Below are 26,297 nucleotides of genomic sequence, written 5' to 3' on the forward strand. Positions count from 1 at the left end.
GATTTGTATAGGACAAAAAGGGCTTTTCGGATATCGAAAATGACCTTCTCATCTGCCAGAACCGATTAGGATTCTGAAGGAATTGGCACCATGTCATTGCGTGAAATCGCTGCAATCGGTTGCCGGGCTTCGTCGGGCCTTGTCCCTCCGCCACTCTTGATAAGAAAATTTAGCATATACAGTTGTCTGGTTTGCTAAGGGATTGCTTCTTTATTGCTTCATTCGTTGAAAAAGACAATTCCGAGTATAACCTAACGGAGTTTGGTAAGTCAATCATTATTTCACCATGGGTTATTTAACCAAAGTCAGGAGAGATTAAGATGGCATTTATCCAATGTGATTTCTATTCGGAAGTACTGGGTGTATCTACGTCAGTGAATGTTCTTCTGCCCGAGCAGACGACCACACAAATCGGAATGGAAGGCAGGTCGTCCGGGCGCAAACACCCCACGCTGTATCTGCTTCATGGCCTGTCCGATGATCATTCCATCTGGATGCGGCGCACGGCTGTCGAAAGATACGCGGCTCCGCTCGGAATCGCTGTCGTTATGCCGAATATCGGAAGAAGCTTCTATACGGATATGGCCTGCGGGTACAACTATTGGACGTTCCTGTCGGAAGAGCTTCCGAGGGTATGCCAGTCCTTCTTCCCATTATCGGACCGGCAGGAGGACACGTTTGTCGCCGGTCTTTCTATGGGAGGGTATGGCGCATTCAAGTGGGCCCTGCGCCAACCCGATCGGTTTGCAGCCGCCGCGAGTCTGTCGGGAGCTATGCGTGTGCAGGAGATGGCTGAACGTGTTCCGCATGATTACCGGTTAATCTTCGGAGAAGGCAGGGAACTTGCGGCGGAGAATGATCTTTTTGCACTGGCTGCCAAAGCCGCCGAAGAGAAGACCACGCTTCCCCGGTTATATCAGTGCTGCGGAACAACCGATTTTCTCTTTGAGGAGAATACGGCTTTCCGCGATCATTTATTGAACCTCGGAATTACGTCCCACTACGAAGAGGAAGAAGGCACAGCTCATGAGTGGGCCTATTGGGACAGGCAGATTGCCAAGGTGCTGAACTGGCTTCCTGTGAACGGACTCAAAGATAACGAATGAAGTTAACTTAGTAGCCCAAGCCGAGAAGAATCTCTGAATAACTAAAGAACCGACTGAAGGGTGCAGCTGTATAGGCTGGTCCTTGTGCGAAAACCGCTGCCATACAGCGCATACGCGAAACTGGCGTCTGCCTTAGGGCAGCGGTTTTCTGATATCCGGACAAATGCAGCTGTCAGTTATGTGACGGATTGTTCGAGCCGGGGCCAAGCAGATTTCCATTCCTGGAGTCCGAGTTCGACTTCGCTGCGGGGAAGTCCGCCGTCCTCCAGCTCCCGATCGCTCAAATGAAGCAGCCGTTCGTAGAAATGTAATCCCCATTCAGGAAGCTGCCTGTCGTCACTTATCTCACGTCCCAATTCATACAGGATGTTCTCGGCTTCATCGAAGCGGCCCCGGGCTGCGAAGTATTCCATTTGTTTAAAATGGGTGGCAGGGGACAAACGGTAAGCTTTCAGCCGGTTCTGAAGGGCCGTAATTTCCTCATGTACCGGAATATCTTTGGTATCGGCACCCTGCTCGGCCGCATGGTAGTACAAGTACAGGGCGTTAGCACGTCGCTGATAGGCTTCCCGTTCCTGTCCCATATCCTCATAAATCTCGCCTTCTTCACGAAGCAGCCTGGCTGCCGCGACCAGCTTCTCGTTGTTAAGAGCCGGTCCTGTTCGGAGCATGCGAAACGCATCTTCCTCCTGTACGGATCCGAGAACTTTGGCAGGGGGGAGATAGAATTTTCCATAAAGTTCTCCGAGCGCTTCCAGCGCTTCTTCATGCTTGTTCTCTTTGCGGAGTTTAGCGACCCGGCTTGCGATGGCTTCGATCATTCTGGAAATCATGGTGATCAGATAGTCTTTGCGTTCGAACAAATGAATCCCCTCCGTTATGAAGCGTTTCAGTTCTGCCGCCTAGCCCCTAAGAGTCTAGAATTAAACGATGCGAGGTATATTCGTGCTTCCTTAACTGCTTACCGGTTCTCGCGTAGGGTAAGCAAATGATCGGCTATCGCTTTGCCGTGCTTACGTCCGCTCTCGATAAAGATTTCATTCGCATTATGTCCCGAAGCGATGACGCCGGCTACATACAGTCCGGGTGTGGTCGTTTCCATCGTATCGGGGCTATAGACCGGCTGGAAATACTCTCCCTGAAGCTCTACACCCGAACTGGTAAGAAGGCTCCGGTCCGGCCGGAATCCGGTCAGAGCGAGTACGAAATCATTATCGATGCTTGTTTCGATCCCGTTCTCATCAATCGTTACGGTCAGATCGTCGATGTTTACAACCCGAGAGGAATACAGCATGCGGATACGGCCTTTTTGTACCATACTCTCGAAGATTGGTCTCACCCAAGGCTTGATGCTGGCTGACATCTGGTCGCCGCGGTAAACAACGGTTACATCCGCACCGACCCGCATCAGATCCAAAGCGGCATCCACGGCAGAGTTATTTCCCCCGATAATCGTTACTTTCATGTTCGTGTATGGATGAGCTTCCCGGTAGTAATGCGTGACTTTGGGAAGATCTTCGCCTGGAATTCCGAGCAGATTAGGCGTATCAAAATATCCGGTCGAAATGACGACCTGGCTGGCATTCGTTACGATTTCTTTGCCCGCACGGTCCACGGAACGCACAAGAAAGGAATCTCCCTCTTTACGGATGGAGGTCACTTCCTCATAGCTGCGGATCTGCAGCCCGTAATGTCTGGCTACGTTACGGTAATAATGCAGAGCCTCTTGTCTGAACGGTTTATCATTCGGTGTAGTAAATGGAACATCCCCGATTTCCAGCAGATCCGGGGTACTAAAGAACTGCAGATGGGTCGGATACTGGTAAATCGAATGTACCAGACAGTTTTTCTCGATAACAATCGCGGGAATCCCCGCTTTTTTCATTTCTACGGCTGCAGAAATTCCGCAAGGGCCGGCTCCGATAATAACAACTTGTTCCATTGAATTAGCCTCCTTCCGTCACGGATGAAGACAGGCGTAAGATCTTAGGACTTGCGTCTGACATGTAGAGTGGCGACGGTTTTATTCTCATAGTAACGCAATCTTGGCTTCAAAAACAACTGGGCTGCCCCGGATTGCCGGAATGGGCCGAGTAAGAGCCAAATAAAAACTCATTCCAGGGACCTATGCAGCAATGCCGTCCTGAAATGAGTCTGAGTCTGAGTCTGGTAATCGTAAATTGCAGAGCTGCGCTGCTTAATGCGTCCCGCCAGCGGTAACGCCGATACGCTCCACCAAATGCCTGCTATCTGCGTTCAAACCGGTAATCGATACCCGTTTGTTCATCTGGTGATACTTCGTCAGCACTTTCGTAAGAGCCGCAGCACCGGACGAATCCCATATATGGGACTGGCTGAAATCAATGATAATACGGTCAGAATCGTCTGTATAGATAAATTGTTCGCCAAAATGGGTGGTTGTGCCAAAAAACATTTGACCGCGCACCTGATAGGTTGCAGTGTTTCCCTGAAAAGTCCGCGTAACACGGATTTTGGACATTTTGTAAGCAAAAACTACTGCGCTCAGGAGCACGCCCGCGAATACGCCTTTGGAAAGATCGTGAGTGACCACTACAATACTAACCGTAACGATCATGATAATTGCGTCCGAAAGCGGTACCCGGATTAACCCGGGAATGGATTTCCAGTCAAAAGTTCCGATCGATACCATGATCATGACACCGACCAGCGCAGCCATGGGAATCTGTTCAACCACTTTACCCAGTACAAGAATGAGGAATAGGAGAAATATACCTGCGACTAGTGTGGATAAACGGGTGCGTCCGCCTGATTTAACATTAATTACGGACTGTCCGATCATGGCGCAGCCTGCCATACCGCCAAAGAAACCGGTGACGATATTAGCCAATCCCTGTCCGCGTACTTCCCGGTTCTTGTTACTTGGCGTATCCGTCATATCATCCAGGATCGTTGCGGTGAGAAGTGACTCTAGAATTCCGACTAGTGCAAGTGATATGGCGTATGGAAAAATAATGGCAAGCGTATCAAAATTTAAAGGGATCATCGGCAAATGAAACAAAGGCAAGGTACTCGTAATTTGTCCCATATCACCGACGGTTCTGACATCCATGCCGAAGCCGATCGTAATGGCCGATATTATCAGGATGGCTGCAAGAGCCGAAGGAATAATCTTGGTAAATCTGGGCAGTACATAGATAATCAGCAGGGTAAGCGCAACGAGTGCATACATGACCCACTTTTGACCGATAAAATGTGGCAGTTGAGCAGCAAAAATAAGAATGGCTAACGCGTTGACAAAGCCTGTCATAACGGATTGGGGTACAAACCTGACCAGCTTGCCAAGCCGGAGCAACCCGAGAATCACCTGCAGAATCCCCGTGAGAACGGTAGCCGCAAACAAGTATTCCAGTCCGTGATCTTTCACAAGCGTGACCATCAGGAGCGCCATAGCACCAGTAGCCGCTGAAATCATGCCCGGCCTGCCGCCTGTAAACGAAATGACAACAGCCATACAAAAAGACGCATAGAGTCCCACCATAGGGTCGACACCCGCTATGATAGAGAACGCGATGGCTTCCGGAATGAGCGCAAGGGCGACGGTTATGCCGGATAAAATATCACTGCGCGGATTGGAAAACCAGGTCGTATTCAGTTGAGTAAGCAAGACAAATAATCCTCCCGTGTTTATACAATTTGGATAATGACTTTCCACTCTCAGAAAAGTCGGGGCCGATGATTAACTAGGTGACATTATAGCGGAGGAATGAATTCGATTCTAATCGTCTCTTGCTTAAAAACAGGTTGTAACAAGGAATTTTCTACCGATTACTCCTGTATTCCCCTGATTTCTTTATTTTTCGCCTTATATACTTGTATTCATTCATTCATAAGACTTCATAATAAGAGAAAAAGGTTTCTGTCCGGAAATCGTTAATATCTTTTTTATTTCAAGAGAGGCCCAGGGAGCTTTGACTGACAAACGTACCGGACTTTCTTTTTGCGAGGGTGAGGAGTAAAGTTAGGGTATGGCAGTAATTTATACTTGGACAAGATTATCTACATAAAATTTAACCTTAAGGGGCGGCAAATATGAATTCTTTTGAGAACAAACTGGACAAATATGCAGAGTTAGTCGTTAAAGTCGGGGTGAATATTCAGCCGGGCCAAGTCCTATATATTGAGTCGCCGATCGAATCGGTTGAATTTACGCGGATCATTGTACGGAAGGCTTATGAAGCCGGGGCAAAGTATGTGCAGGTGGAATGGAGCGATGAAGCGACGACCCGGATCCGTTACGAATCCGCACCGGATGAATCTTTCTCTTTCTACCCGGAATGGACAGCGAGAATGATGGAGCAAATCGCGGAAAGCGGCGGCGCTCTGCTCAATATAAAAGTGCCGGACCCCCAGCTGTTCAATGGGATAGACACTTCGAAGGTGTCCCGGACAAGCAAAGCGGCCTCCATAGCCAGACAGCGGTTCCAAAGCTACGTGCGGAGCAACAAGTTCAGCTGGTGCCTGGTCAAGGCACCGACCAAAGCGTGGGCGGCCCGGGTATTCCCCGAGCTGCCTGAGCACGAACAAATCGAGGCTATGTGGGAGACGATTTTCCGGTTTAACCGGGTCGATCAGGAGCAGCCGATTGAAGCGTGGCAGGAGCATATCAGACAGCTGACCGAGACACATGAGCATCTGAATGCCAAGAAATACCGCAGACTGCACTATAAAGCTCCGGGTACCGACTTGTCCGTAGAGCTCCCTGAAGGGCATCTCTGGCTGGGCGGCGGTTCGGTCAACGAGCAGGGCGTGTATTTCGTCGCGAATATGCCGACAGAGGAAGTCTTTACGATGCCTAAACGGGGCGGAGTTAACGGTACGGTCAGCAGCACGAAGCCGCTTAATTTAAACGGACGGCTGGTAGATAACTTCCAGCTGACCTTTAAAGACGGCAAGGTGATTGACTACAAGGCAGAAGTCGGGATGGAGCATCTGACTTCGCTGCTGCAAACGGACGAAGGGGCGAATTACCTGGGTGAAGTGGCGCTCGTTCCGCATGATTCGCCTATTTCGAATCTGGGCCGCATTTTCTATAATACGGGAATTGACGAGAATGCGTCGTGCCACTTTGCATTAGGCAGCGCGTATCCGTTTACTCTGGAGAATGGGACTAAGATGACCCCGGAAGAGCTGTTAGCGCATGGGGGTAACGTGAGTCTGACGCATGTCGATTTCATGATCGGCTCCGCTGATCTGGACATTGACGGTGAACTGCCCGACGGTACCATGGAACCTATATTCCGCAGCGGGAATTGGATCACTTAAGAAGAAGAGAGGAATCTCAAACAGTAAATCTTAGACAGTGGAAGGAGGCGCGGCCGAGATGGGAATCCGTGTATCGGCGGGTGCAATTGCGTGTTTTAAAGGTGACTGGGGCTTTCAGAACGGCGATCAAGTCCGTATTTTTGTCCGTTACAGCGGAGGCGGAGAAGACGCTTTTACGTTCGGTATTATGAAAGATTCACCGCATTATCCCGGTATGACTGCCGAGGAGGATGGGATCAGCTTCTTTATGGAACAGAGCGACATTTGGTATCTGGAAGGCAGAGATCTTGTGATCGACGGGAACGGGGAAGATATTTCGATTTCACGTGTATGAGTGTTCATCCCTATAGCAGGCGCAGAGAGCTTTCGTATCGGCGAAGGCTCTTTGTGCTGCTTGAAGAGGGCAAAAAAAAGAACAGCTCCATAGGAACTGTTCACGGAATGATCGGGCTGAAAATCAGATTCTGGAAGCGGCGCTTGTTTCTTTGGCGGCTTCCTTCGACGAGACGACACGGGAGTTCCCCATGAAGAATACCGTGATGACCGCAATTCCGATAGGAATTAAGGCGAGCATAAAGGTATATGCAATCGATTGAGACATCGCATCTGTAATTTTAGCGAGGATGTCCGGGGGGATTTGGGCCCGCGCCTCCGCTTGGAAAAGCTGCTGGGGTCTGCTCATATCGATTCCGCCCATTGCAGCGCCTCCGGCCATCCCCTGGAAAGATTCCGCGAGCTTGTTACTGAATGCATGACTCTGAATCGTGCCGAAGACCGTGATTCCGATAGTCATTCCAAACGACCTCAAGAAGGAGTTCGTGGATGTCGCGGTTCCTCTGAACCGGGGGTCCAAATTGTTGGTTGAAGCCGTAGGAAGAAGGGAGAACGAAAAGCCGACTCCGAATCCTGCGATAATCATAAACACGGTCAGCATGCTGCGGCTAGTCTGCGGAGTCAGTCCGCCCAGCAGGAACATGCCGATGAAGAAGGAGAAAACCGAAATCAGCATGAGGTTGCGGAAACTGGTCTTCGCCAGGAAGATACCGCCGATCGCACTGCCCGCTACACTTCCCAGCATCATCGGAGTCAGGATAAGGCCGGCATTGGTAGCCGATCCTCCGAAAACCGCTTGAACGTAGATCGGAATATAGACGGTCAGAATGATAAAAGTGGCTCCGTAGAGGACGGCCAGTATCTGAGACGTTGCAAACAAGCGCTGCTTGAACAGCCAGAAGGATATGATCGGATCTTTGGCCTTAGTTTCAATGATAAAGAACAGGACAAAGAATACAGCAAAGCTTGCGAATAAACTGATGATGGGAGTGGAATCCCAAGCAAATCCGTCTTTGCCGCCGAGCTCAAGCGCGAACATAAGACTGACGACGGCCACAACCAGTGTGGTGGCACCCCACCAGTCGATTTTTTGTTTCACATGCTGTTTGGATTCGTGGTAGTACCGGACGATTAAGATCAGAGATACGATCCCGATCGGAACATTGACGTAGAACACCCAATGCCAGCTTATGTATTCGGTAATATAAGCTCCGAGCAGAGGACCGAGTACGCTCGATGCTCCGAATACGGCACCCAGCAAACCTGTCATCTTGCCGCGTTTTTCCGGTGGGAAAATATCGAATACAATCGTGAAGGCGATTGGCATCAGAGCTCCGCCTCCGATGCCCTGAATAGCCCGGTAAATACTGAGCTGCACGATATCCTGTGCAATTCCGCACAAAGCCGAACCGATCAGGAACACGATTAATCCGAACAGGAAGAAGCGTTTGCGCCCGTACATGTCCGAGAGTTTACCGAATATCGGCATTCCGGCCATCGTTGTCACCATGTAAGCCGAGGTCACCCAGACAAACTTGTCGAAGCCGCCCAGATCCGAAACAATCGTGCCCATTGCAGTGGCTACGATGGTGTTATCCATGGCCGACATCAGAATGCCGAGAAGCAGCCCGGTTACGACATACTTAAGATTGGTACTTTTGTCTATCAAAGCGGTTTCTCCTTTGCAAACTGTCTTAGATTCGATAAAATGAATAAAACCTGTCAGCCGTTATCTTGATGGTCAAGATATTTTCTAGTTTATGAGGAGGAATTTTACTTGTCAAGTGATTTGCCTGTGCAACCTACACCTGTACCTGCAATGATTTCGCAGATGAGAAAGTTGTCGACAAGAATCGTTCTTTTTCATCAAAATGCTGCATCTTCCATAGGTGTCATCCATACGGATTTAAAAACAGCCGATATCTTAAATGAAACCGGTCCGATCACGGCCGGAGAACTCAGCAAAATTACGGGTCTGACAACCGGTACCGTCACCGCTCTTCTGGATAGGCTGGAGGACGTGGGATTTATTACCCGGCAGAAAGATCCGAGGGATGGCCGACGTGTAATCATCGTTCCCAATCTGGTGCGTCAAAAATCTTATCACACCCTGTATGAGCCTCTATCTCAGCATACCCAAAAACTTTGTTCATCTTATACACAGGAAGAGCTGGAGGTCATTCATTCTTTTCTCACGCAAATGACAGGAGTCTTTGAACTTGCGAACGAACAGATAGGAAGCTATTCCCGTGATCCGGAATAGAACTGCTCCTGCAGGGGAAGCAGGCATAGAATCTTCGCAAGAAGATACGTTCCGGCAGGGTGTCAAAGATTGTGTGCCTACCTTACTCGGTTATTTGAGTATCGGATTTGCCGCAGGTGTCGTAGAGAAGACTGCGGGAATGAGTCTGGCAGAGATCGCTCTCTTGTCCTTGCTGCTGTACGCCGGCTCAGGCCAGTTTATTGCGGCTGGAATGATCGCTGCCGGCCAGTCCGTTCTGGCGATCATCGCGACCGTATTCTTCGTGAATCTCCGGCATTTGCTTATGAGCGCCGCTTTAGCTTCTTATTTCAGCAAATTCACCTGGTGGCAGAACTTGACGATCGGTTCCCAGCTGACAGACGAGACCTTCGGGGTGGCGGTCAACCGGGGAGCGGTCCGGAAGCGGCTGTCCTACAAGTGGATGCTCGGACTTAATCTGACGGCTTACCTCAATTGGTTTGCCGCTAATATGGTAGGCGGATTTCTGGGGGAGCGTATTCCCGATCCGGAGAAATTCGGCCTCACCTTTGCGCTGGCAGCCATGTTTATCGGGCTGCTTGTTCTGCAGCTTGCGGCGCGCAGGCAGCTGCGGCTTGATTTGATTGTAGCCGTGACGGCAGCTGCGATGGTCGTAGGCGGAAGTTATGTACTGGATCCGAATCTGAATGTCCTTGCAGCTATTCTGATTGCAGCGACGGCTGGGCTGGTGATTGAGAAATGGAAGTAAGAGAATGGTTTTGGTGGATGATTGTCGGAACATCACTTGTAACATGGATTCCCCGCGTGCTGCCTCTGCTTGCACTGAGCAGGCTTCAGCTGCCTGACCTGGGAATAAGATGGCTCCGGCATATTCCGGTTGCCGTAATGGCCGCGCTGCTGGCCCAGGAACTGCTTCTGAATGAAGGCCGGTTTAATCTGACAGATAATGCTCTGGAACTGCTTGCCGCAATACCGGCTATCTGCATAGCCGTATGGACACGAAGTTTGTTCGGCACTGTGATCGCAGGAATTGTCAGCCTCGCACTATTGAGACTGCTTGTCTAAACGCTCACCTGATTCGGAGCGGTCTGCTGAGGTACAATGGGATACAAGTTCCCCTTCGAGGCAAAGGAAACTTTCCCTGTTTCCTCAGATACAACGAGTATGATGGCATCGCTTAATTCAGATAACCCGATCGCAGCCCGGTGACGGGTGCCAAGCTTGGGTTCAGGCTGAATAATATGCGACAGCGGCAAAATATTTTTGGCCGAAACAATCTGATTGTACCGAATGAGAACCGCTCCGTCGTGCAGGGGAGTCCCCGGGTAGAAAAGCGACTCCAGCAGAGACTGGGTCACTTCAGCGCCGATCGGTACGCCGGTTTGGATGATGGCTGCAAGCGGTTCGCTGCGTTCGATTACGATCAAAGCACCATGCCGTCTACGGGACAAATTCTGGACAGAGATGGAAAGTTCCGTGTATTTATCGGTAAAAGGCGACAAGTAGCAGTTTAAGTAAAAGGTGGATGCACGGGATTCGATGCTTAGAAAACTCTCTTTAATTTGTTCAATTTCCTTGAGCATGCAGTAATTATCCTGATCGAGGGTTTCAATGCTTTTCTGTATTCTGCCGGTCAACAGCAGCATATCTTCCTTGAGACTTTCTTTCATTGGAGAAAAGTCACACTCTTTATAGGGGGAAAGCATGAATCCACTTCCTTCTTTTGTAAGGTGATTAAAGCGTTAGTTAAATTGTTTACAGACAGCCTCTATAATAATCACCAGAGCAGGATTCCTTTGTTTGATTTTGCTAAGGGATACAGTGTACATTTAAAGGAACCGTCTGTATTGGAAAAAAATATAAGGTTCGAATCTGCTGTTGTGGAAGGTCTGTACGGCGGTATCATAACGGAAATAATCCAGTACATATATAATCCAACCGAGGAGGAACATTTTATGACAACATTATCGGACAAACATTTTATTATGATAGGTTCTTATGCGGAAGCGGACGGACCAGGTGTGTACACAGCTCAGCTCAATGAAGGAACCGGAGAACTGACGCTGCTGGATCAGGTATCCGGTCTTAAAAATCCTACTTTCCTGGATGTGGATACAAAGAGCCTCAGAGTGTATGCTATTTCGGAAGCGGCAGCGGATGACGGCGGTAAAAGAGGGGAGGCCGTGTGTTTAACGGTCGACCCGGCAAACGGGAAGCTGAGCTCTTACAGCCGGGCGGCAACCGTTTCAGCGCCCACTTGTCATATTCAACGCGACCGGAGCGGCAAGTTTCTGGTCGTATCTAGTTATCACGGGGGGCTCATCGGTCTAGTTGCCCTGAATGAGGACGGAACGATCGGGGAACTGCTGGATGTGGAGCAGCATGAAGGTACAGGCCCGAATCCGGAGCGGCAGGACCAGCCGCATCCGCACTCGGCGCTGTTCAGCCCGGATAACCGTTTCGTGTTCATCCCCGACTTGGGCTTGGACCGGATTGTTGCCTATGCGGTTGATCCGAAGAATAAAGTGCTTGAGCTCAGCGGAGAGACGAAGCTTCATCCGGGAGCTGGTCCGCGTCATATGGTCTTCCATCCGAGCGGTAAATTTGCTTATGTGATCAATGAAATTGACTCGAGCCTGACCGCGTTCGCTTATGAGTCAGAATCGGGACAGCTGAATCCGATTCAGACTCTTTCCACCCTTCCAATGACCTACGAGGGCGACAACATTTGCGCAGAAGTCACAGTATCGGAAGATGGTAATTATTTGTACGGCTCTAACCGCGGTCATGACAGCATTGTTGTCTGCAAGATCGACAACGGTTCGGGGAAGCTGAGCGTGATCGAGCATGTCTCTACGGAAGGGCGGCATCCCCGTCATTTTACCTTGACCCCGGGAGGGCGTTATCTTATTGCGGCTAACCGCGATACAGACAACGTGGTAACTTATCGGGTTGATTCGGGCAGCGGACGACTGGAGTTCACAGGATATACGTTATCCGTATCGAAGCCGGTATGCGTGAAGCCCTGCTACTTGTAGGATGTAGCTGATGTAGAAGAGGAAGCAATACCGGTAAGCTGACTCCCCATGCAGGCCCCTTCTGTCCGTCAGATGGGCCTGTTTTCTTGTGCACAGCCTGATTAGGTCTGCGCCCGAAGCGGTATTGACACACAGTAAAGTGTGCGTTAGTGTAGACGTTGATCTTGGCTTTCTCGCAAGATGGTTTCTTAATTTCTTATACAAAGATAGGATGATTGTGATGCCAGGTACCGGAAGCAAACAGGAAGAGAGGGGACTTCAGAACCCTTCTTTTTCCTTCCGCTCGAATAAAATATGGCTTGTATTTGTACTGGGCGCTCTATCCGCCTTCGGGCCGCTGTCGCTGGATATGTATCTGCCGGCGCTGCCGCTTCTGGCAGATGATATGGACACAACCGCTTCACTGGCACAGCTCAGTTTGACTTCATGCCTGCTCGGCCTTGCGATCGGTCAGATTTTTGCAGGCTCAATCAGTGATATCAAAGGCCGCCGCCTGCCTTTGCTCGCAGGCCTCGGTGTCTATACGGCAGCCTCGCTGCTGTGTGCCGTTGTACCGTCGATCTGGAGCCTGATCCTGCTCCGCTTTATTCAGGGAATGGCGGGCGCGGCAGGGATTGTCATCTCCAGAGCGGTGGTCAGGGATCTTTACAGCGGCTCAGAGCTGACGAAGGTTTTCTCGCTCCTTATGCTGATTAACGGAGCGGCACCCATTCTGGCGCCTATTGCAGGTGGACAGCTGCTCCAGTTCACATCCTGGCAGGGCGTGTTCCTAGTCTTGGCAGTAATCGGTATTCTCATGCTGCTGACGTCTTTGTTCGGTCTGCCTGAAACTCTTCCTGCGGAGAGAAGATTCAAAGGAGGCATGAAACAGACCATCAGAACCTTCCGGACTCTGCTTCGAGACCGAATGTTTATGGGCTATGCCCTGACGCAGGGGCTGATTTCCGCGGCCATGTTCGCTTATATTTCGGGATCTCCTTTCGTGATACAAAATATTCACCATGCCTCTGCGCAAATGTTCAGCCTGTTCTTCGCCATCAATGGCATCGGCATTATCATTGCGGGGCAAATTGCCGGACGTTTGGCAGGAAGGGTCAGTGAAACGAAGCTGCTCGTTAGCGGCCTGCTTATTGCTTCATTGGGCGGTGTATCTTTGCTGGCTATGATTCTTGCCGGAGCTGGATTAACTGCAATTCTTATTCCGCTCTTCTTCGTAGTATCGAGTGTCGGGATTGTAAGCACCGCCAGTTTCTCGCTTGCTATGCAGAACTACGGTCATTCGGCAGGAAGCGCTTCGGCACTGCTTGGGCTGCTTTCTTTTATACTCGGTGCATTGGTGGCGCCATTGGTAGGAATTGCAGGAAGCGCAACAGCGGTGCCGATGGGAGTTGTGATTGCAGCCTCTGATCTTGGAGCTGTGCTGTGCTACTGGGTTATGATCCGCCGCAAGCGTGCCGAAGCTCCGCAAGCCAATCTTTCCAGTTAGACGCAGCCGAACATACACTGTGCTACCATAACAAGAAACCGGACAGACGACGCCTATGTCGCTCCGTCCGGTTTTTTTGGTTTGGCGGCTTCGAAGAATAAAGCAGTCATCAAATACGCATTCTATCAACGGTATTTTTAAAAAGGGGTTTACTTTTCTAAAGAATACGTTACAATAATAAAGTAGGTTACTAACAAAACGTAGGAGGCTATACAATATGGCTATGGATTTTATTGCAGCGCTTAAGAACAGACGCTCTATTTACGGAATCAGCAAAGAAACCGTTGTTTCAGAAGATAGAATTCAGGAACTGATTAACGAGGCTGTTAAGCATACGCCTTCCTCTTTTAACTCCCAGAGCGCAAGAGTCGTTCTGCTTTTAAATGAACAACATGATAAATTTTGGAACATTACGAAAGAAACCCTGCGTAAAGTTGTGAACAATGAAGAGCAGTTTGCTTCTACCGCAGACAAAATGGCTGCATTCCAAAGCGGTTCCGGTACGGTTCTTTTCTTCGAGGATCAAAGCGTTATAGAAGGACTGCAAAAGAATTTTGCGCTGTATGCAGACAATTTCCCGATCTGGTCTCAACATTCTTCAGGTATGCTGCAGTTTGTTGTATGGACCAGCTTGGAAGCCGAAGGTTTAGGCGCTTCTCTTCAGCATTACAATCCGCTTGTTGACGAAGCGGTGAAACAGGAGTGGAACATTCCTGCGAGCTGGAAGCTGATTGCTCAAATGCCTTTCGGCAAACCGACCATGCAGCCGGGCGAGAAGGAATTCCAGCCGCTTGAAGAGCGTGTAAAAGTTTTTAAATAAATTTGCATAGGTATAGGTGTAACGATGATGAGCCGTCTTCATATGAAGGCGGCTTTTGTATTTTTGAACAAAATGGACAGACACACTCGCATAAAGTCAGAATTATCATAAACTATAAGTAATAAGTACAAACGCAAGATGAGAGGTGAGGCAGGTGGAAGAGTACGGCATAAGTGGAGCCGCTGTGACCAGACATCCGATTATGGGCAGGACTCAGGCTGATGCGAGTAAAATTACGAACTTTATCCGCACCGTAAATCCGTCTTTTAATGCGGAGATCGCCCGCAACTTTGTTGACATTGGGGCCAAATACGGCGTGCGCGGAGACGTTGCTGTTGCACAGTCGATACATGAAACCAACTGGTTCCGGTTCGGGGGAGATGTCAAACCTGAACAAAACAATTTCGCGGGAATCGGCGCGACCGGCGGTGTTCCCGGCAACAGCTTCCCGACTATTGCAGCCGGTGTGACCGCACAGATCCAGCATCTATATGCTTATGCTTCAAAAAATCCGCTGCCGGCGGGCGAAGTGATAATGGATCCTCGCTTTCATTTAGTTACGCGTGGCATCGCCCCGAATTGGGAGGACCTGTCCGGCAGATGGGCAGTCCCGGGATACGACCGGAAGAAATACGCATCGCTGCAAGACGCCTTGCAAGCTGGAGAGACCTATGGCCACTCCATTCTGAAGCTGTACAATAAAATGATGGCCTCCGGTCCGGCAGCTCCGGTTCTTCCCCTCATTGTGCTGGACGCGGGACATGGAGGGAAGGACTCCGGCGCCCAAGGCAGCGGACTTGTAGAGAAATCACTCGCGCTGCATCTGACCTTGAAAGTCCGGGATCGTTTAGTAAATGCTTACTCCGCGAATGTAAAGCTGACCCGGGATACCGATGTGTTCTTGGAACTGTCTGAACGGGCAAATCTGGCTAACAGTTGGAATGCCGCTTACTTCGTTGCTCTGCATCATAATGCAGGGGGCGGGGAAGGATTCGAAACGTATGTTTATCCGGGAACCCGGAATGGAGCAAGTGGTCAGAAACAAACTGTGGTTCATGATGAAATCATGAAGTTTTTGAATACGCAGGGTGTGAAAGACCGCGGAAAGAAAGAAGCGAATTTTGCCGTTCTCCGCGAGACAAAAATGGATGCCCTGCTGATCGAAAATTTATTCGTGGACAATTTAATTGATGCAAATCTACTGAAAAATCCGTCATTCTTACAAAAGCTTGCCGATTCTATTGGAGATGGGGTGGCAAAAGCAATGGGCCTCCAAATACCCGACCCTTCGGGTCCTGCTGACTGGAAACTTGAGGCGGTTGAATGGCTATACGAACAGGGGCTTCTGACAGATCCGGTATGGAAACAAAATGTCGAACAGCCTTTACCCCTGTGGGCTGAAGCACTCATTCTTAAGCGTCTCTACGAACAGATTATGAACAAGTGAGGTCTGCGAAAAACTCCCCGGGGACAGCGATAATCGTCACTGTGGCCGGTTCAGTGATGGATCATTTCACATAAGAGATGAGCAAAAAAACTGGTGCCGGGGGATCGGCACCAGTCAAACAATGGTTGTGTGCAGCCTTAGAATAAGCCCTCAGCACAACTGCGCAGCTAATTAATACAGAAAAGCACGGCTTATGATGACCAACAGGATAAAGAGAACAAGAATGGCTCCGGTGCTTGTAAAACCAATTCCGCCACCATAACCGCCAACGCCACCGACTCCACCTACGCCACCGACTCCGCCAACATAACCCATTCGTATCCAGCTCCTATTCGGTAAAAGATTGTTAGAACGAGATAGAATATGCACCTAAACGAACAGGAGACTGTGCGAATGTCCCTGCTCCAAAAGAAAATAGTAAGGTCAAGCATCAAGACAACCTGATTTTTATATGATGTAACATATAAGGGAGATGAGGGGAGGGCAGAGCGGAGCGAAGGGTTAACTTAACAAAAATCAGGATAGTTGTGACATTAAAGAGAATTTTATAAATATTTAGAAAAATCACTTAAGTTTCGGCAGGATTTTGCGCTATCCAGCAAGAATACTAATGAATCGCGGTTTATACTCACAGAATGAATGGAAAGGAGAGTGGATCATGGACATGGGAAAATTGCAGCCGGAAGGATTGGGTACGGTGGGGGCATGGCCTTTTTTCGTAGAAGGGGTATGCAGCGGATTAGAGAGTTATCTGGACAAGGAAATGGGCAAGAGGCAGCAAACCCAGAAACCGGTTATTAAAAAACTAGAGCTGGGGACAGTAGAAGACGAAAGATGTCGCGCACTTCTGCAAGATTTAACAGCCGTCAGCGGGTTACCCTTGTTTGGATCAGAAGAGGATTTGTTCGGTTTCCCTGTGATGTGGGTTGGAACGAATGGCCTCTGGTACGGATGTTCAGGCCTCAATGCGACAACCGCTCTAAGGCGTGCGCTGCAAATGGCGCTGGATCACGTACCCAACGTGACCGATCATGCTGATGGCACATGGAAGCTGGCCGATGTTACGCTGGATGATCAGGCACCCCGAAGTGTAGATATACCATCCAATGATGATTCAGCGATGTCCGAACTTCTGCAGTCTGCTATGCAGATTCTGGACCGCAGCGGAAAACGTTTATTAGTTTTCGATATAGCGCTGGAACGTTTCTGAAAGCGAATACAGATATTCGCCTATATCATTGGCGGGCAAGATGAAATGCAATCCTCCTGTTTGACTTCCTTCGATTTGAGGTATTTAAGATATACCAATCGAAGTGAGGTGAGTTATATGCCAGAACCTAAGAAGACCGAACAAGAGATTGAACAGCAGACTCAACAGAAGGGAAACCGCGATCATCCAGAGCAATATCCGACGGAGAAAGAAAGTCTCTTCGATTTGTATGAAAGTCAGCAGAATGTGGACCCGATACCTGTGGAAGATTTAAATATAGAGCAGCAAGATGAGAAAGATAAAAAAGGAACCAAACACAATTCCTCCAGCCCGGATAAATATCATTCCGGTTTTTAGGTGAAAGAGGTACGTATTGTGAATGACGGTGAAGAAGACAAATGGATAACAGACATAGCAATGGCCGATTTTCCAGTTGGAATCCGGTCATTGCTATTTTTATTGGAATCCGGTTTTATTTGAGGCGAAAGGGGGATTCCAACTGAAAGAAGCACCTGTTTCAAATAGCGGACTTTTTTCATCGAAAATGAAATGGTTCTGCCTCGTTCTGCTGATCGCAGTCTGTTCTTATGAATATGCCCGTACCCGTACAGCGGATCAGGATCCTTATCTTATTACGGATTACAGCCGGCTTCATCCGGTCAAAGTGGAACGGGTCACAGAGGGCAGAGAAGTCCAGCAGCTGATCCGCATCCTGCAGGAAGCAAAGGATAAGAGATTAACTGTATCCATAGCAGGACAGCGCCACAGCCAAGGCGGACATACTTACTACAAAGATGGAATTGTCATCGATATGAAGACCTATAACAACATTCTTTCTTTTGATCCAAGCGCCAAAGTCATCCGGGTACAGGCCGGGGCGACATGGAAAGATGTACAGGACAAGATTAACCCTTACGGGCTTGCAGTTAAAACCATGCAGTCTCAAAATATTTTTACGATAGGCGGTTCAATCAGCATCAATGCACATGGTCGTGATCTTCACAATGGTTCTTTGATTAACAGTGTGGAGTCTTTTCGTCTTCTTACAGCCGGCGGGGAAATAAAAAATGTTAGCCGGACAGAGAATAAGGAGCTTTTTTCCTTGGCTCTAGGCGGTTATGGGTTGTTCGGCATTATTCTGGACGTTACGCTGACTTTAACGGAGGATGAAGTATACCGGATGACGACAGAAGCGACTTCTGTCCAGGACTATAGCTGCTATTTTAAAGAAAATATTCTTCTGGACGGATCGGTTCGGATGAGCATCGCTAGAATTTCCGTAGCGCCGGAGGGCTTCCTGACAGATATGTATGCGATGAATTACAGGAAGGATCCTGGACTCCCTCTCGCGGAACATCATACTTTAAAAGAATATGAACAAGGCGTTATCCCGAGTAAAATCATGTTCCATGTCAACCGCAGCTCGGATTGGGGGAAAAACTTATTCTGGTCCACGCAGAAATTGTATTTCAACAGCCAGCAGAATGTTATCGTCAGCCGGAATAATGCCATGCGTTCAGAATCGGCTTTTATGGAATATCGAGGAACGGGGACGAATGATCTTCTTCAGGAATACTTCATTCCAGTCGATGAATTTGCAGGTTTTGTTGCGGATATGCGGAGCGTTCTGCTGCAGGAAAATTTAAATTTGCTTAATATCTCCGTCAGGTTTGTCCAAAAAGATGAAGAAGCGGTTCTATCTTATGCACGGGAAGATATGTTTGCGCTCGTTTGTTTGTTCAACGTTCCTTTATCGGACAAAGAGCAAGCCAAAATTAAGCCAGCTATACAGAAAATAATCCAGGAAGTGATTCGTCACCGCGGTACATATTATCTTCCCTATGCGGCCTATCCGACCCAGACTCAGTTTCAGACTGTCTATCCCCGGCAGAAGGAGTTTTTTGAGGGCAAAGACCGCTACGATCCGGAGCATCTGTTTATGAATTATTTCTATGAACAGTACAGAGGGGATGGAAACCATGAATAAGATTCAATGGCTGATCCGCTCTCAGAGTGTGGTAACGCTGGCCGCAGGCATGATATATCCGTACTATTTGCTATTCTTAAAAAATCTCGGCAACAGCTATTCGAAATACGGATTGGCCTTTGCCGTATTCACCATTAGTTCCGCTGTAGTATCCCAGTGGTTAGGGCCGAGACTGGACCGGCGCGGCCATGATAGTTTATTCATGAGCTCAGTTGGAATGATGGCTGTGATGCTGGCTTTTCCTTGGGTTATCTCGTATGCGTGGGTTCTAGTCCTGCAAATAGTGATGGGCTCATGCAATGCGATGCAGAAAATGAGTGAGAGGCTGCTTCTCGCCGATTACACGGAGAGCGGGTCCCGCGGTCCGGTAATCGGGAATTATCACTTCTGGACCTCGATTGCGTCAGGGTTTGCGGTCATAATCGGCGGGACGATCATCGACTGGCTGACCATTGATGCTTTGTTCTACTTTAGTGCTATCCTATATGCGGGCAGCTCCTGGTTGATCTGGAGACAACGGCGAGTATCGTTCGGAGCCTCTAAGCATGAGGAAGTATCGGGCGGGGAGAAGATTTGAATTTTTTTCACAGAAAAAGACCGCTCAAAATGAAACTTTTGAGCGGTCTTCTTTACTTGGTTAGATTAGATAGCTTGCCATACGCCAGCGGATCCAGGAGTTTCACCTTGAGTCCACCATTTAGCTTGGTAGGAAACACCATTGTGTGTTACCTTGCTGCCGCCTACATAGGCAGTTGTAGCATTCCAAGCAGGGAATGCAGAGCTGCTACCTGCAGTTTTAACGGACAGAGCAGAGGATGCGATAGATTTTGTGCCCGCATTGTCTACAGCTTTTACCGTGTAAGAGTAAGTTGTGTTAGCAGTCAGACCAGTATCTGAATAAGAAGTCGTAGTAGTTGTACCTACCAGTGTGTTGTTGCGGTATACTTCGTAGTTCTTGATGCCGCTAGCAGCTGTGGAAGCAGACCAGCTAAGGCTCACGCTGGAAGTAGTTTGAGCGGAAGAAGCCAGGTTAGCTGGAGTCGATGGAGCTGCCGGTGTAGCGCCGCCGCCATTGTTACCACCCAGGTTAACGTCGATTACGTTGTAGAAAGCGTTACCTGTGTCGGAGATTTCCCATACAGCCAGGATTACGTTGTAACCAGTGCGGTCAGTTGGGATGTTGCAAGAATGAGTTACGCTGAAATCAGGGCGTTTGCCGCCATCATTGAAAGAACAGAACAGGTCGAAGTCGGAACGAGCAAGTGTTTTGTTAGGGTTCCAACCTGGCTTAGTGATGTAGTATTTCCATTCTTTAGTTGCATGAGCTGCAGTCAATTTCCATGTGAAGTTGTTAGCGCCAGTGTTCAGGTTTACTTTAGTCCAACGGTCAGCTGTTTGAACGTTCAGTTCAGGGAATGCGCCTGCGCCTGCGATTTGACCATCAGCAGGACCAGCAGCAGGGTAGTTACCTTTAGCTTCAAGGCTTTGTGGCTCGTATTGGATAGCTCCACAACCTACGTTAGCGCCAGTTTTACAAAGAGCCGCGCGGCTGGCAGGACCTTCGATGTAACCGTGTGCAGAAGCGCTTTTAGCAAAAAGAAGTGAAAAAGCTACCGCCAGCATTACCATCACAATGCCAGTAAGGACTGGCGATACCTTGAATAGTCTTGTTTGTTGAACCATAGTATAATATTCCTCCTAGTAGTTGTGTTTAGTATTAAGTACGTGCAAGATGAATCCGCTTTCATTAATGAGAAAAATAGTAGTTCTAGAACATTCGAATTATCAAATTAACTCGAAACCAGGGAACTGCTGTATTTCCATTTAAAGACTCATGCAGCAAATCGTCTAGTGAATCTAAGCTGATCGACCTCCTGTTCCTATTCTGTGCTTCTCCTATTTCCCATCGCTCACCTCCTTCATAACAATGATTATAAACTAAGTCGGCGAAGTTTTAAACTGTTATTTTAACTATTTTTATACAAAATTGCCTCCAATTTTGTGTCGAATTTTGGTGGATAATTCCACTATTTGATGAATGGACTCGATATAAGTTATTTTGATCCCGATTGTTATAATAACTAAGCGATTAATTTCCATTTAAAAAGTGTTAAAAGTATAGCGTGCTTCTGTGGAATCCCAGACAGGGAGCGGGATTAGAAGTTTCATTATGGAAAAATACCATATTTATTGTCGGGAAAAATGGAAGTCGGCCGATCGTCTCGCCTAAACCTGAATGAGGAGGACTTGGCCAAATTTATTGCCCTGATGAAGAATATCCAGCAAAAAGTCCGTCAAAACCGCATATAAAAAAACTCGAAAACATACAGGTTGTGAAAAAATTATGCAGAAATTTGCGTAAAAGGGGAGGTATGAATACCGGTAGTACTCTGTTTGATGAAAAACTGGACCGGCTGGCGGAACTCCCGGAGGAGAGGATCAGAATCTAAAAACACCAAACGGCAGAATGGATAATTAACGAAAACAAACCAAATACTTAGTAGGGAGGAGCGTATTAAGAGGCTCCTTTTTTGTTTGCTTGAGTTACGGTAAAGGAGGAAGTTGGATGGTTTTTGGCATTTCGATCGTTATTATATTGATTTTCGTGCTGTGGGGAGCTTTGGCGCCAACACAATTTGCTTCAGTGACCGATGCGGTTTACAGCTATTCGATTTCTAATTTCGGATGGTTTTATCTGCTGGCGACATTCTTCTTCCTGCTCTTCTCCTTTTATCTGGCTTTCAGCAAATACGGGAGAATCCGGCTGAGCCAGAATGATGAGCGGCCTGTCTATACGCTGGTCAGCTGGTTCGCCATGCTGTTCAGTGCAGGAATGGGCATCGGGCTTGTTTTCTGGGGAGCTGCCGAACCGCTTTCTCATTATTTGCTCCCGCCTGAAGGAGCAGAGCCCGGAACTTCTGAAGCCGCACGGCTTGCGATGAGGTACTCTTTCTTCCATTGGGGGCTTCATCCGTGGGCCGTATATACGGTCATTTCGCTGTGCCTTGCGTATTTTCAATTCCGTAAAGGAAAAAAGGGGCTGATCAGCGCCACCTTTGAGCCGCTTCTTAAGGACAAAGTAAATGGTCCCATCGGTAAGCTCATTGATACACTGGCTGTAATCGCCACGGTTTTCGGCGTCGCGACCTCGTTAGGATTGGGTACACTGCAAATTGCAGGTGGATTTAATCATCTTCTGGGCTGGCCGAATTCACTCGGTGTTCAGATCGGTATTATTCTGGTGGTAACGGTTCTCTTCCTTATATCGGCTACTTCCGGATTGGACAAAGGAATTAAACTTCTAAGCAATACAAATTTGATTATTGCCGTTGTGCTGATGTTGTTCGTATTCATAATGGGACCGACCGCCTTTATTATGGAAACTTTGACGGAATCGTTCGGCGGGTATTTGCAGAATTTGATTCAAATGAGCCTTCGCTTGACGCCTTTCTCGGGGGGGAGCTGGGTCGGGACATGGACGTTGTTCTACTGGGCCTGGTGGATTGCTTGGGCGCCTTTCGTGGGCACTTTTATTGCCCGGATCTCCAAAGGAAGAACGATCCGAGAATTTGTCCTCGGGGCTCTTCTTGTCCCCAGCATGTTCGGTTGTATCTGGTTTGCCGTATTTGGAGGAACAGGGCTCAAGATGCAAATATTTGACGGGGTCCCTTTGGCGGAAGCGGTTCAGAAAGATACGACAGCGGCCTTGTTTATGACACTCGAGCAGCTTCCCTGGGGAACGTTCCTGACAGGCGTCGCCATTGTGCTCATCACGATTTTCTTTATAACCTCAGCAGATTCGGCTACCTTTGTGCTTGGCATGCTCACCAGTGACGGGAAACTCAATCCATCCAACCGTGTCAAAATCACATGGGGAGTACTTCAATCCGCGATTGCAACGGTTCTTCTGATCAGCGGCGGACTAGGTGCCCTTCAGACCGCTTCTATAATAGCGGCGCTTCCTTTTGCCGTTATCCTGTGTCTGATGTGCGTGTCACTTTACATAGCGCTTAAGGCGGAAGAGCATCATAAGAAGGAACAAGAGAAGCATAAACGGGCTAAATTCGAGAAGCTGTTAAGGGATCATGCCTAGTCAGACAGTTTCTTGAGTTTACATTTAATTACCAGTGTGTAAATAAACAAGTAGAGCGATTCAACTTGAAGGGAGCGACCACATGAAAGCTGTTACTTTTCAAGGCAAGCAGAAAGTGAAAGTCAAAGAGGTAAAAGATCCGTCACTGGAGAAAAAGGACGACATCCTGGTGCGTATTACGACGACTGCCATATGCGGCTCCGATATTCATCTGGTCAACGGAATGGTTCCGGGTATGCCGGATGATTATGTGATCGGCCATGAGCCGATGGGAATCGTGGAAGAGGTCGGACCCGATGTTACACGCGTCAAGAAAGGGGACCGTGTCGTTATTCCTTTCAATGTCTCCTGCGGTGAATGCTATTTCTGTCAAAATCAGCTGGAGAGCCAGTGCGATAATTCAAATGATAATCCAAAGAAAGATACAGGCGGCTACCTGGGCTATTCGGAATCTTACGGCGGCTATCCTGGCGGACAGGCCGAACTTCTGAGGGTTCCATACGGCAATTTCATGCCTTTTGTGATTCCGGAGGAAGCGGAGCTGGAAGATGAGCAGGTGCTGTTTCTATCGGACATTCTGCCTACCGCATACTGGGCTGTAGATAATGCGGGAGTCAAAAAAGGGGATACCGTCATTATTCTGGGCAGCGGACCGGTCGGTCTGCTGGCACAGAAATTTGCCTGGCAGAAAGGCGCTAAGCGTGTCATTGCCGTCGATCATGTCGATTACCGGCTTAATCATGCCCGACGCGTGAATAAGGTTGAAACCTATAATTTCAAAGATAAAGATGATATTGAAGGATTTTTATTTAATGAAACGAACGGCGGCGCCGATGTGGTGATAGACTGCGTAGGAATGGACGGGGAGAAGTCGGTTGTGGAGAAAGTTGAAACAGCGCTCAAGCTTCAGGGCGGCACGCTGGGTCCTGTTCAGACTGCTACGAGTGTGATTCGTAAAGGCGGTACGATTCAACTGATCGGCGTATACGGGATGAATTACAACATGTTCCCGCTCGGTGATTTGTTTTCCCGCAATATCACATTGAAGATGGGACAAGCGCCAGTCATTCATTATATGCCCGAGCTGTACCGCCAAATCCGTACGGGAGAGCTGGATCCGACGGATATAATCACACATAGACTGCCTTTATCTGAAGCGGAGCACGGATACAAGGTGTTCATTGATAAAATGGAGGATTGCATTAAAGTAGTGTTAAAGCCTTAGGGAGCAGGGATGACTCCGCCGAAACCGTAAGCCGTAATGGTTTACGGTTTTTTTGCGATCACTCAAGGGACGCTTGAGGGGTGCTTAGCAGAAAGTAATCAGGGTTCACTTGCAGGAAGACAAAGATGGAATATAAAAGAATGAACGAAGTGTATTGACCCTCACGTAACGTGATAGTGTAGGATGATTCTCAGGAGGTGAGGAGAGTGCCCTATAAGGTGAAGGAAGTGGCCGATTTGGTTGGGGTCAGTGTGCGCACGCTTCATCATTACGATGAAATCGGGCTGCTCCATCCCGATTACGTGAATGCGGCCGGATACCGGCTTTATACCGATAAAGGACTCCAACGGCTGCAGCAAATTTTATTTTTCCGGGAAATCGGATTCTCGCTGCAAGAGATCAAAACGCTGCTGAACAGTCCCGGCTTTGACCGCAAGCGGGCATTGATCGGACATAAAGAGCTGCTGCTGGAAAAATTGAAACGCCTTAAAGATATCATCAGCACCGTGGATAGAACCATTGATTCCATCGAAGGAGGAACTGTAATGAGCGGAAAAGAAATGTTCGAAGGTTTTGATCTGCGCTCTGTGGAGGAGCATAAGAAAAAATATGAGGCAGAGACGCGGCGGAAATATGGAGATGAAACCATTGATGCGGTAGAGAAGCGTACGGGCTCCTATACCAAAGAAAATTGGGAAGGAATCATGTCGGAGTCCCGGCATATATACGCCAAGGTAATAGCCGAGATGAGTGGAGGCGCCGATGACCCTCACGTGCAGGAGGCGGTAGGAGAACTAAGGCAGTGGATCACGGATCATTTCTATGAATGTACACCCGAAATCTTCCGCGGGCTTGGTGATCTGTACGTCGATGATGAAAGGTTTACGGCTAACATCGACAAGTATCAACCGGGTCTGGCAGCTTTTCTGAAGGAAGCCATGCATATTTATTGCGACCGGTTGGACAGGTCCCAAGAGCAATAGATCACGACGGCGAAATTGAAAGACGCCTGGGTCCTGCATGTAAAGGCAGAGCAAAGTAGCTGCAAAGGCAAAAAGTCCCCGGAGCGGACGTGGATATATTCCACGCCAGCTGTGGGGATTTTGGTGTACGGTTATTAATGGGTCCGGCGCGCCGGAGTTACAGGAAGTTCTAGGCTTGATCTGCCGGACCCTCGGAAATCCAGACGGTCTTATCCTCGAAGGAGCCTCTTTTGCCGGGATGGATCGGATTCACGGGATAGCCCAGGTAGATCAGTGCGACCATTTCGGATTCGTCACCGAGGCCGAAGGCGGACTTCATACGGGGATGATACATCGGGTCGCCGGAGCGCCAAATGGATGCAAGCCCTGACGCATGCGCGGCAAGCAGCATATTCTGAACAGCTGCATGCGCCGCAGCAAGTTCTTCCCTGCGGTTCACGTTAGCGGCTTCGGAAGGCGTAACCGCAACGGCAATGATCAGCGGGGCCCGGTAAGCTTTGAGCCCTTGTTTGGCGCGGAATGTCTCCAGCTCGTCTCCGGCTGCATCCGACCCCTCGCATGCGATATCGGCATAGGCTTCGGCGAGAACTTTGCGGCCGTTACCGGTCATGACAAAGAATCTCCACGGTTCGGTGCAGTGGTGACTCGGAGCCCAGTTACCCGCTTCCAGGATAGACTCGATGATATTCTTGTCAACCGGGGTATCCTGTACTTTACCGATTGATCTGCGTGCGCTTATTGCTTCTGCTACTGTCAAACTTGTGGACATATCGTTTCCCTCCAACTCAACTTGCTCAGTTCATGATACAAAAAAGATTTGTAAGGTCTTGATAAAAGCATAGGAGATTGGAAGCGAGACTGTCAACTTCACATGCTCTTTTGCATAGTTTTTGCAAGTGAAGGGAAAATAAGGTCTTGATGGTGAAAAACCTGATTTTTATCATTTTGCAGCGGGTAATAAGATGTAGAAAGGACTTGATTTATAAGCGCATATAGGATAGTTTTTCATAAGATACATAGGAA

Annotated in this window: 25 protein-coding genes and 1 riboswitch; of the genes, 17 read left to right on the forward strand and 8 right to left on the reverse strand. The window is 48.6% G+C overall.

Annotation, left to right across the window (positions count from 1 at the left end; all coding sequences use genetic code 11):
• Positions 1-45 precede the first annotated feature (45 nt).
• Positions 46-166, reverse strand: a riboswitch (SAM riboswitch).
• A gap of 154 nt (positions 167-320) precedes the next feature.
• A complete protein-coding gene (locus tag AR333_RS08185) occupies positions 321-1,106 on the forward strand; it encodes an alpha/beta hydrolase family protein (protein ID WP_068774773.1) in 786 nt (261 codons plus the stop codon).
• Positions 1,107-1,282: 176 nt separating this feature from the next.
• Here the strand turns inward: AR333_RS08185 and AR333_RS08190 are convergent, their stop codons facing one another.
• From AR333_RS08190 to AR333_RS08200, 3 genes are all read right to left on the reverse strand, one after another.
• Positions 1,283-1,969, reverse strand: coding sequence for a DUF6483 family protein (locus tag AR333_RS08190; RefSeq protein ID WP_068774774.1), 687 nt, complete (start codon positions 1,967-1,969; stop codon positions 1,283-1,285).
• Positions 1,970-2,067: 98 nt separating this feature from the next.
• Positions 2,068-3,048, reverse strand: coding sequence for a YpdA family putative bacillithiol disulfide reductase (locus tag AR333_RS08195; RefSeq protein WP_068774775.1), 981 nt, complete (start codon positions 3,046-3,048; stop codon positions 2,068-2,070).
• A gap of 255 nt (positions 3,049-3,303) precedes the next feature.
• Positions 3,304-4,752 carry a SulP family inorganic anion transporter gene (locus AR333_RS08200; protein WP_068774776.1) on the reverse strand — a complete coding sequence of 483 codons (1,449 nt, stop codon included), beginning with the start codon at positions 4,750-4,752 and terminating at the stop codon, positions 3,304-3,306.
• Between the two features lie 425 nt (positions 4,753-5,177).
• Between AR333_RS08200 and AR333_RS08205 the strand changes: the two genes are divergently transcribed.
• Both AR333_RS08205 and AR333_RS08210 read left to right on the forward strand, forming a co-directional pair.
• Positions 5,178-6,410 (forward strand): aminopeptidase, encoded by a 1,233-nt coding sequence (locus AR333_RS08205; protein ID WP_068774777.1) that lies wholly within the window; start codon positions 5,178-5,180, stop codon positions 6,408-6,410.
• A gap of 58 nt (positions 6,411-6,468) precedes the next feature.
• Complete coding sequence (locus AR333_RS08210) at positions 6,469-6,744, forward strand: HesB/YadR/YfhF family protein (protein WP_068774778.1); 276 nt, start codon at positions 6,469-6,471, stop codon at positions 6,742-6,744.
• A gap of 123 nt (positions 6,745-6,867) precedes the next feature.
• Here AR333_RS08210 and AR333_RS08215 read toward each other — a convergent pair whose 3' ends face one another.
• Entirely contained in the window at positions 6,868-8,412 is a 1,545-nt protein-coding gene (locus AR333_RS08215) for an MDR family MFS transporter (RefSeq protein ID WP_068774779.1), read from the reverse strand.
• A 150-nt stretch (positions 8,413-8,562) separates the two neighbouring features.
• Here AR333_RS08215 and AR333_RS08220 point away from each other — a divergent pair, with 150 nt between their 5' ends.
• From AR333_RS08220 to AR333_RS08230, 3 genes are read left to right on the forward strand one after another with little or no spacing between them, the layout of a single operon-like run.
• A complete protein-coding gene (locus AR333_RS08220; protein WP_068775171.1) occupies positions 8,563-9,006 on the forward strand; it encodes a MarR family winged helix-turn-helix transcriptional regulator in 444 nt (147 codons plus the stop codon).
• Positions 8,993-9,733 carry an AzlC family ABC transporter permease gene (locus AR333_RS08225; RefSeq protein WP_253735742.1) on the forward strand — a complete coding sequence of 247 codons (741 nt, stop codon included), beginning with the start codon at positions 8,993-8,995 and terminating at the stop codon, positions 9,731-9,733. The genes AR333_RS08220 and AR333_RS08225 overlap by 14 nt, the downstream gene beginning before the upstream one ends.
• Positions 9,724-10,050, forward strand: a complete 327-nt coding sequence (locus tag AR333_RS08230) for an AzlD domain-containing protein (RefSeq protein WP_068774780.1) — start codon at positions 9,724-9,726, stop codon at positions 10,048-10,050. Before AR333_RS08225 ends, AR333_RS08230 begins: the two co-directional genes overlap by 10 nt.
• Here AR333_RS08230 and cdaS read toward each other — a convergent pair.
• The gene (gene cdaS / locus AR333_RS08235) at positions 10,047-10,691 is read right to left on the reverse strand and encodes a sporulation-specific diadenylate cyclase CdaS (RefSeq protein WP_068774781.1); all 645 of its coding nucleotides are present in this window, start codon (positions 10,689-10,691) and stop codon (positions 10,047-10,049) included. The genes AR333_RS08230 and cdaS overlap by 4 nt on opposite strands.
• A 249-nt stretch (positions 10,692-10,940) precedes the next feature.
• Between cdaS and AR333_RS08240 the strand changes: the two genes are divergently transcribed.
• The 4 genes from AR333_RS08240 (at position 10,941) to AR333_RS08255 (ending at position 15,776) form a co-directional block, all read left to right on the forward strand.
• Positions 10,941-12,023 (forward strand): lactonase family protein, encoded by a 1,083-nt coding sequence (locus AR333_RS08240; RefSeq protein ID WP_068775173.1) that lies wholly within the window; start codon positions 10,941-10,943, stop codon positions 12,021-12,023.
• Positions 12,024-12,243: 220 nt separating this feature from the next.
• Complete coding sequence (locus AR333_RS08245; protein ID WP_068774782.1) at positions 12,244-13,509, forward strand: multidrug effflux MFS transporter; 1,266 nt, start codon at positions 12,244-12,246, stop codon at positions 13,507-13,509.
• A gap of 217 nt (positions 13,510-13,726) precedes the next feature.
• Positions 13,727-14,329, forward strand: a complete 603-nt coding sequence (locus AR333_RS08250) for a nitroreductase family protein (protein WP_068774783.1) — start codon at positions 13,727-13,729, stop codon at positions 14,327-14,329.
• Between the two features lie 154 nt (positions 14,330-14,483).
• The gene (locus tag AR333_RS08255) at positions 14,484-15,776 is read left to right on the forward strand and encodes an N-acetylmuramoyl-L-alanine amidase (protein ID WP_253735743.1); all 1,293 of its coding nucleotides are present in this window, start codon (positions 14,484-14,486) and stop codon (positions 15,774-15,776) included.
• Positions 15,777-15,947: 171 nt separating this feature from the next.
• Here AR333_RS08255 and AR333_RS24935 read toward each other — a convergent pair whose 3' ends face one another.
• Positions 15,948-16,091 carry a hypothetical protein gene (locus tag AR333_RS24935; protein ID WP_172798808.1) on the reverse strand — a complete coding sequence of 48 codons (144 nt, stop codon included), beginning with the start codon at positions 16,089-16,091 and terminating at the stop codon, positions 15,948-15,950.
• Between the two features lie 343 nt (positions 16,092-16,434).
• Here AR333_RS24935 and AR333_RS08260 point away from each other — a divergent pair, with 343 nt between their 5' ends.
• From AR333_RS08260 to AR333_RS08275, 4 genes are all read left to right on the forward strand, one after another.
• The gene (locus AR333_RS08260; RefSeq protein WP_068774784.1) at positions 16,435-16,986 is read left to right on the forward strand and encodes a hypothetical protein; all 552 of its coding nucleotides are present in this window, start codon (positions 16,435-16,437) and stop codon (positions 16,984-16,986) included.
• A 117-nt stretch (positions 16,987-17,103) separates the two neighbouring features.
• Complete coding sequence (locus AR333_RS08265; RefSeq protein ID WP_068774785.1) at positions 17,104-17,343, forward strand: hypothetical protein; 240 nt, start codon at positions 17,104-17,106, stop codon at positions 17,341-17,343.
• 187 nt (positions 17,344-17,530) lie between these two features.
• Positions 17,531-18,973 carry an FAD-binding oxidoreductase gene (locus AR333_RS08270; protein WP_068774786.1) on the forward strand — a complete coding sequence of 481 codons (1,443 nt, stop codon included), beginning with the start codon at positions 17,531-17,533 and terminating at the stop codon, positions 18,971-18,973.
• A complete protein-coding gene (locus AR333_RS08275) occupies positions 18,966-19,550 on the forward strand; it encodes an MFS transporter (protein ID WP_068774787.1) in 585 nt (194 codons plus the stop codon). Before AR333_RS08270 ends, AR333_RS08275 begins: the two co-directional genes overlap by 8 nt.
• Before the next feature lie 65 nt (positions 19,551-19,615).
• Here AR333_RS08275 and AR333_RS08280 read toward each other — a convergent pair whose 3' ends face one another.
• Positions 19,616-20,656, reverse strand: coding sequence for a lytic polysaccharide monooxygenase (locus tag AR333_RS08280; protein WP_068774788.1), 1,041 nt, complete (start codon positions 20,654-20,656; stop codon positions 19,616-19,618).
• A gap of 883 nt (positions 20,657-21,539) precedes the next feature.
• On the opposite strand from AR333_RS08280, the gene AR333_RS08285 reads away from it, so the two are divergent.
• The 3 genes from AR333_RS08285 (at position 21,540) to AR333_RS08295 (ending at position 25,274) form a co-directional block, all read left to right on the forward strand.
• Positions 21,540-23,066 (forward strand): BCCT family transporter, encoded by a 1,527-nt coding sequence (locus tag AR333_RS08285; RefSeq protein WP_068774789.1) that lies wholly within the window; start codon positions 21,540-21,542, stop codon positions 23,064-23,066.
• An 82-nt stretch (positions 23,067-23,148) separates the two neighbouring features.
• Positions 23,149-24,291 (forward strand): zinc-dependent alcohol dehydrogenase, encoded by a 1,143-nt coding sequence (locus tag AR333_RS08290; protein WP_068774790.1) that lies wholly within the window; start codon positions 23,149-23,151, stop codon positions 24,289-24,291.
• A 206-nt stretch (positions 24,292-24,497) separates the two neighbouring features.
• Entirely contained in the window at positions 24,498-25,274 is a 777-nt protein-coding gene (locus AR333_RS08295; protein WP_068774791.1) for a MerR family transcriptional regulator, read from the forward strand.
• Positions 25,275-25,443: 169 nt separating this feature from the next.
• Here AR333_RS08295 and AR333_RS08300 read toward each other — a convergent pair whose 3' ends face one another.
• Positions 25,444-26,043 (reverse strand): nitroreductase, encoded by a 600-nt coding sequence (locus AR333_RS08300; protein ID WP_068774792.1) that lies wholly within the window; start codon positions 26,041-26,043, stop codon positions 25,444-25,446.
• Positions 26,044-26,297: the final 254 nt, after the last annotated feature.

It is taken from the genome of Paenibacillus sp. FJAT-26967 (assembly GCF_001541095.1).
Classification (GTDB): Bacteria; Bacillota; Bacilli; order Paenibacillales; family NBRC-103111; genus Paenibacillus_F.

What these genes read in the sequence shown, in the direction of transcription:
- AR333_RS08285 (WP_068774789.1), top strand. Translation starts at nt 21,540, where the DNA reads ATGGTTTTTGGCATTTCGATCGTTATTATATTGATTTTCGTGCTGTGG.
- AR333_RS08220 (WP_068775171.1), top strand. Translation starts at nt 8,563, where the DNA reads ATGATTTCGCAGATGAGAAAGTTGTCGACAAGAATCGTTCTTTTTCAT.
- AR333_RS08275 (WP_068774787.1), top strand. Translation starts at nt 18,966, where the DNA reads ATGAATAAGATTCAATGGCTGATCCGCTCTCAGAGTGTGGTAACGCTG.
- AR333_RS08260 (WP_068774784.1), top strand. Translation starts at nt 16,435, where the DNA reads ATGGACATGGGAAAATTGCAGCCGGAAGGATTGGGTACGGTGGGGGCA.
- AR333_RS08245 (WP_068774782.1), top strand. Translation starts at nt 12,244, where the DNA reads ATGCCAGGTACCGGAAGCAAACAGGAAGAGAGGGGACTTCAGAACCCT.
- AR333_RS24935 (WP_172798808.1), bottom strand. Translation starts at nt 16,091, where the DNA reads ATGGGTTATGTTGGCGGAGTCGGTGGCGTAGGTGGAGTCGGTGGCGTT.
- AR333_RS08270 (WP_068774786.1), top strand. Translation starts at nt 17,531, where the DNA reads ATGAAATGGTTCTGCCTCGTTCTGCTGATCGCAGTCTGTTCTTATGAA.
- AR333_RS08205 (WP_068774777.1), top strand. Translation starts at nt 5,178, where the DNA reads ATGAATTCTTTTGAGAACAAACTGGACAAATATGCAGAGTTAGTCGTT.
- cdaS (WP_068774781.1), bottom strand. Translation starts at nt 10,691, where the DNA reads ATGCTTTCCCCCTATAAAGAGTGTGACTTTTCTCCAATGAAAGAAAGT.
- AR333_RS08250 (WP_068774783.1), top strand. Translation starts at nt 13,727, where the DNA reads ATGGCTATGGATTTTATTGCAGCGCTTAAGAACAGACGCTCTATTTAC.
- AR333_RS08195 (WP_068774775.1), bottom strand. Translation starts at nt 3,048, where the DNA reads ATGGAACAAGTTGTTATTATCGGAGCCGGCCCTTGCGGAATTTCTGCA.
- AR333_RS08240 (WP_068775173.1), top strand. Translation starts at nt 10,941, where the DNA reads ATGACAACATTATCGGACAAACATTTTATTATGATAGGTTCTTATGCG.
- AR333_RS08230 (WP_068774780.1), top strand. Translation starts at nt 9,724, where the DNA reads ATGGAAGTAAGAGAATGGTTTTGGTGGATGATTGTCGGAACATCACTT.
- AR333_RS08280 (WP_068774788.1), bottom strand. Translation starts at nt 20,656, where the DNA reads ATGGTTCAACAAACAAGACTATTCAAGGTATCGCCAGTCCTTACTGGC.
- AR333_RS08290 (WP_068774790.1), top strand. Translation starts at nt 23,149, where the DNA reads ATGAAAGCTGTTACTTTTCAAGGCAAGCAGAAAGTGAAAGTCAAAGAG.
- AR333_RS08265 (WP_068774785.1), top strand. Translation starts at nt 17,104, where the DNA reads ATGCCAGAACCTAAGAAGACCGAACAAGAGATTGAACAGCAGACTCAA.
- AR333_RS08210 (WP_068774778.1), top strand. Translation starts at nt 6,469, where the DNA reads ATGGGAATCCGTGTATCGGCGGGTGCAATTGCGTGTTTTAAAGGTGAC.
- AR333_RS08300 (WP_068774792.1), bottom strand. Translation starts at nt 26,043, where the DNA reads ATGTCCACAAGTTTGACAGTAGCAGAAGCAATAAGCGCACGCAGATCA.
- AR333_RS08185 (WP_068774773.1), top strand. Translation starts at nt 321, where the DNA reads ATGGCATTTATCCAATGTGATTTCTATTCGGAAGTACTGGGTGTATCT.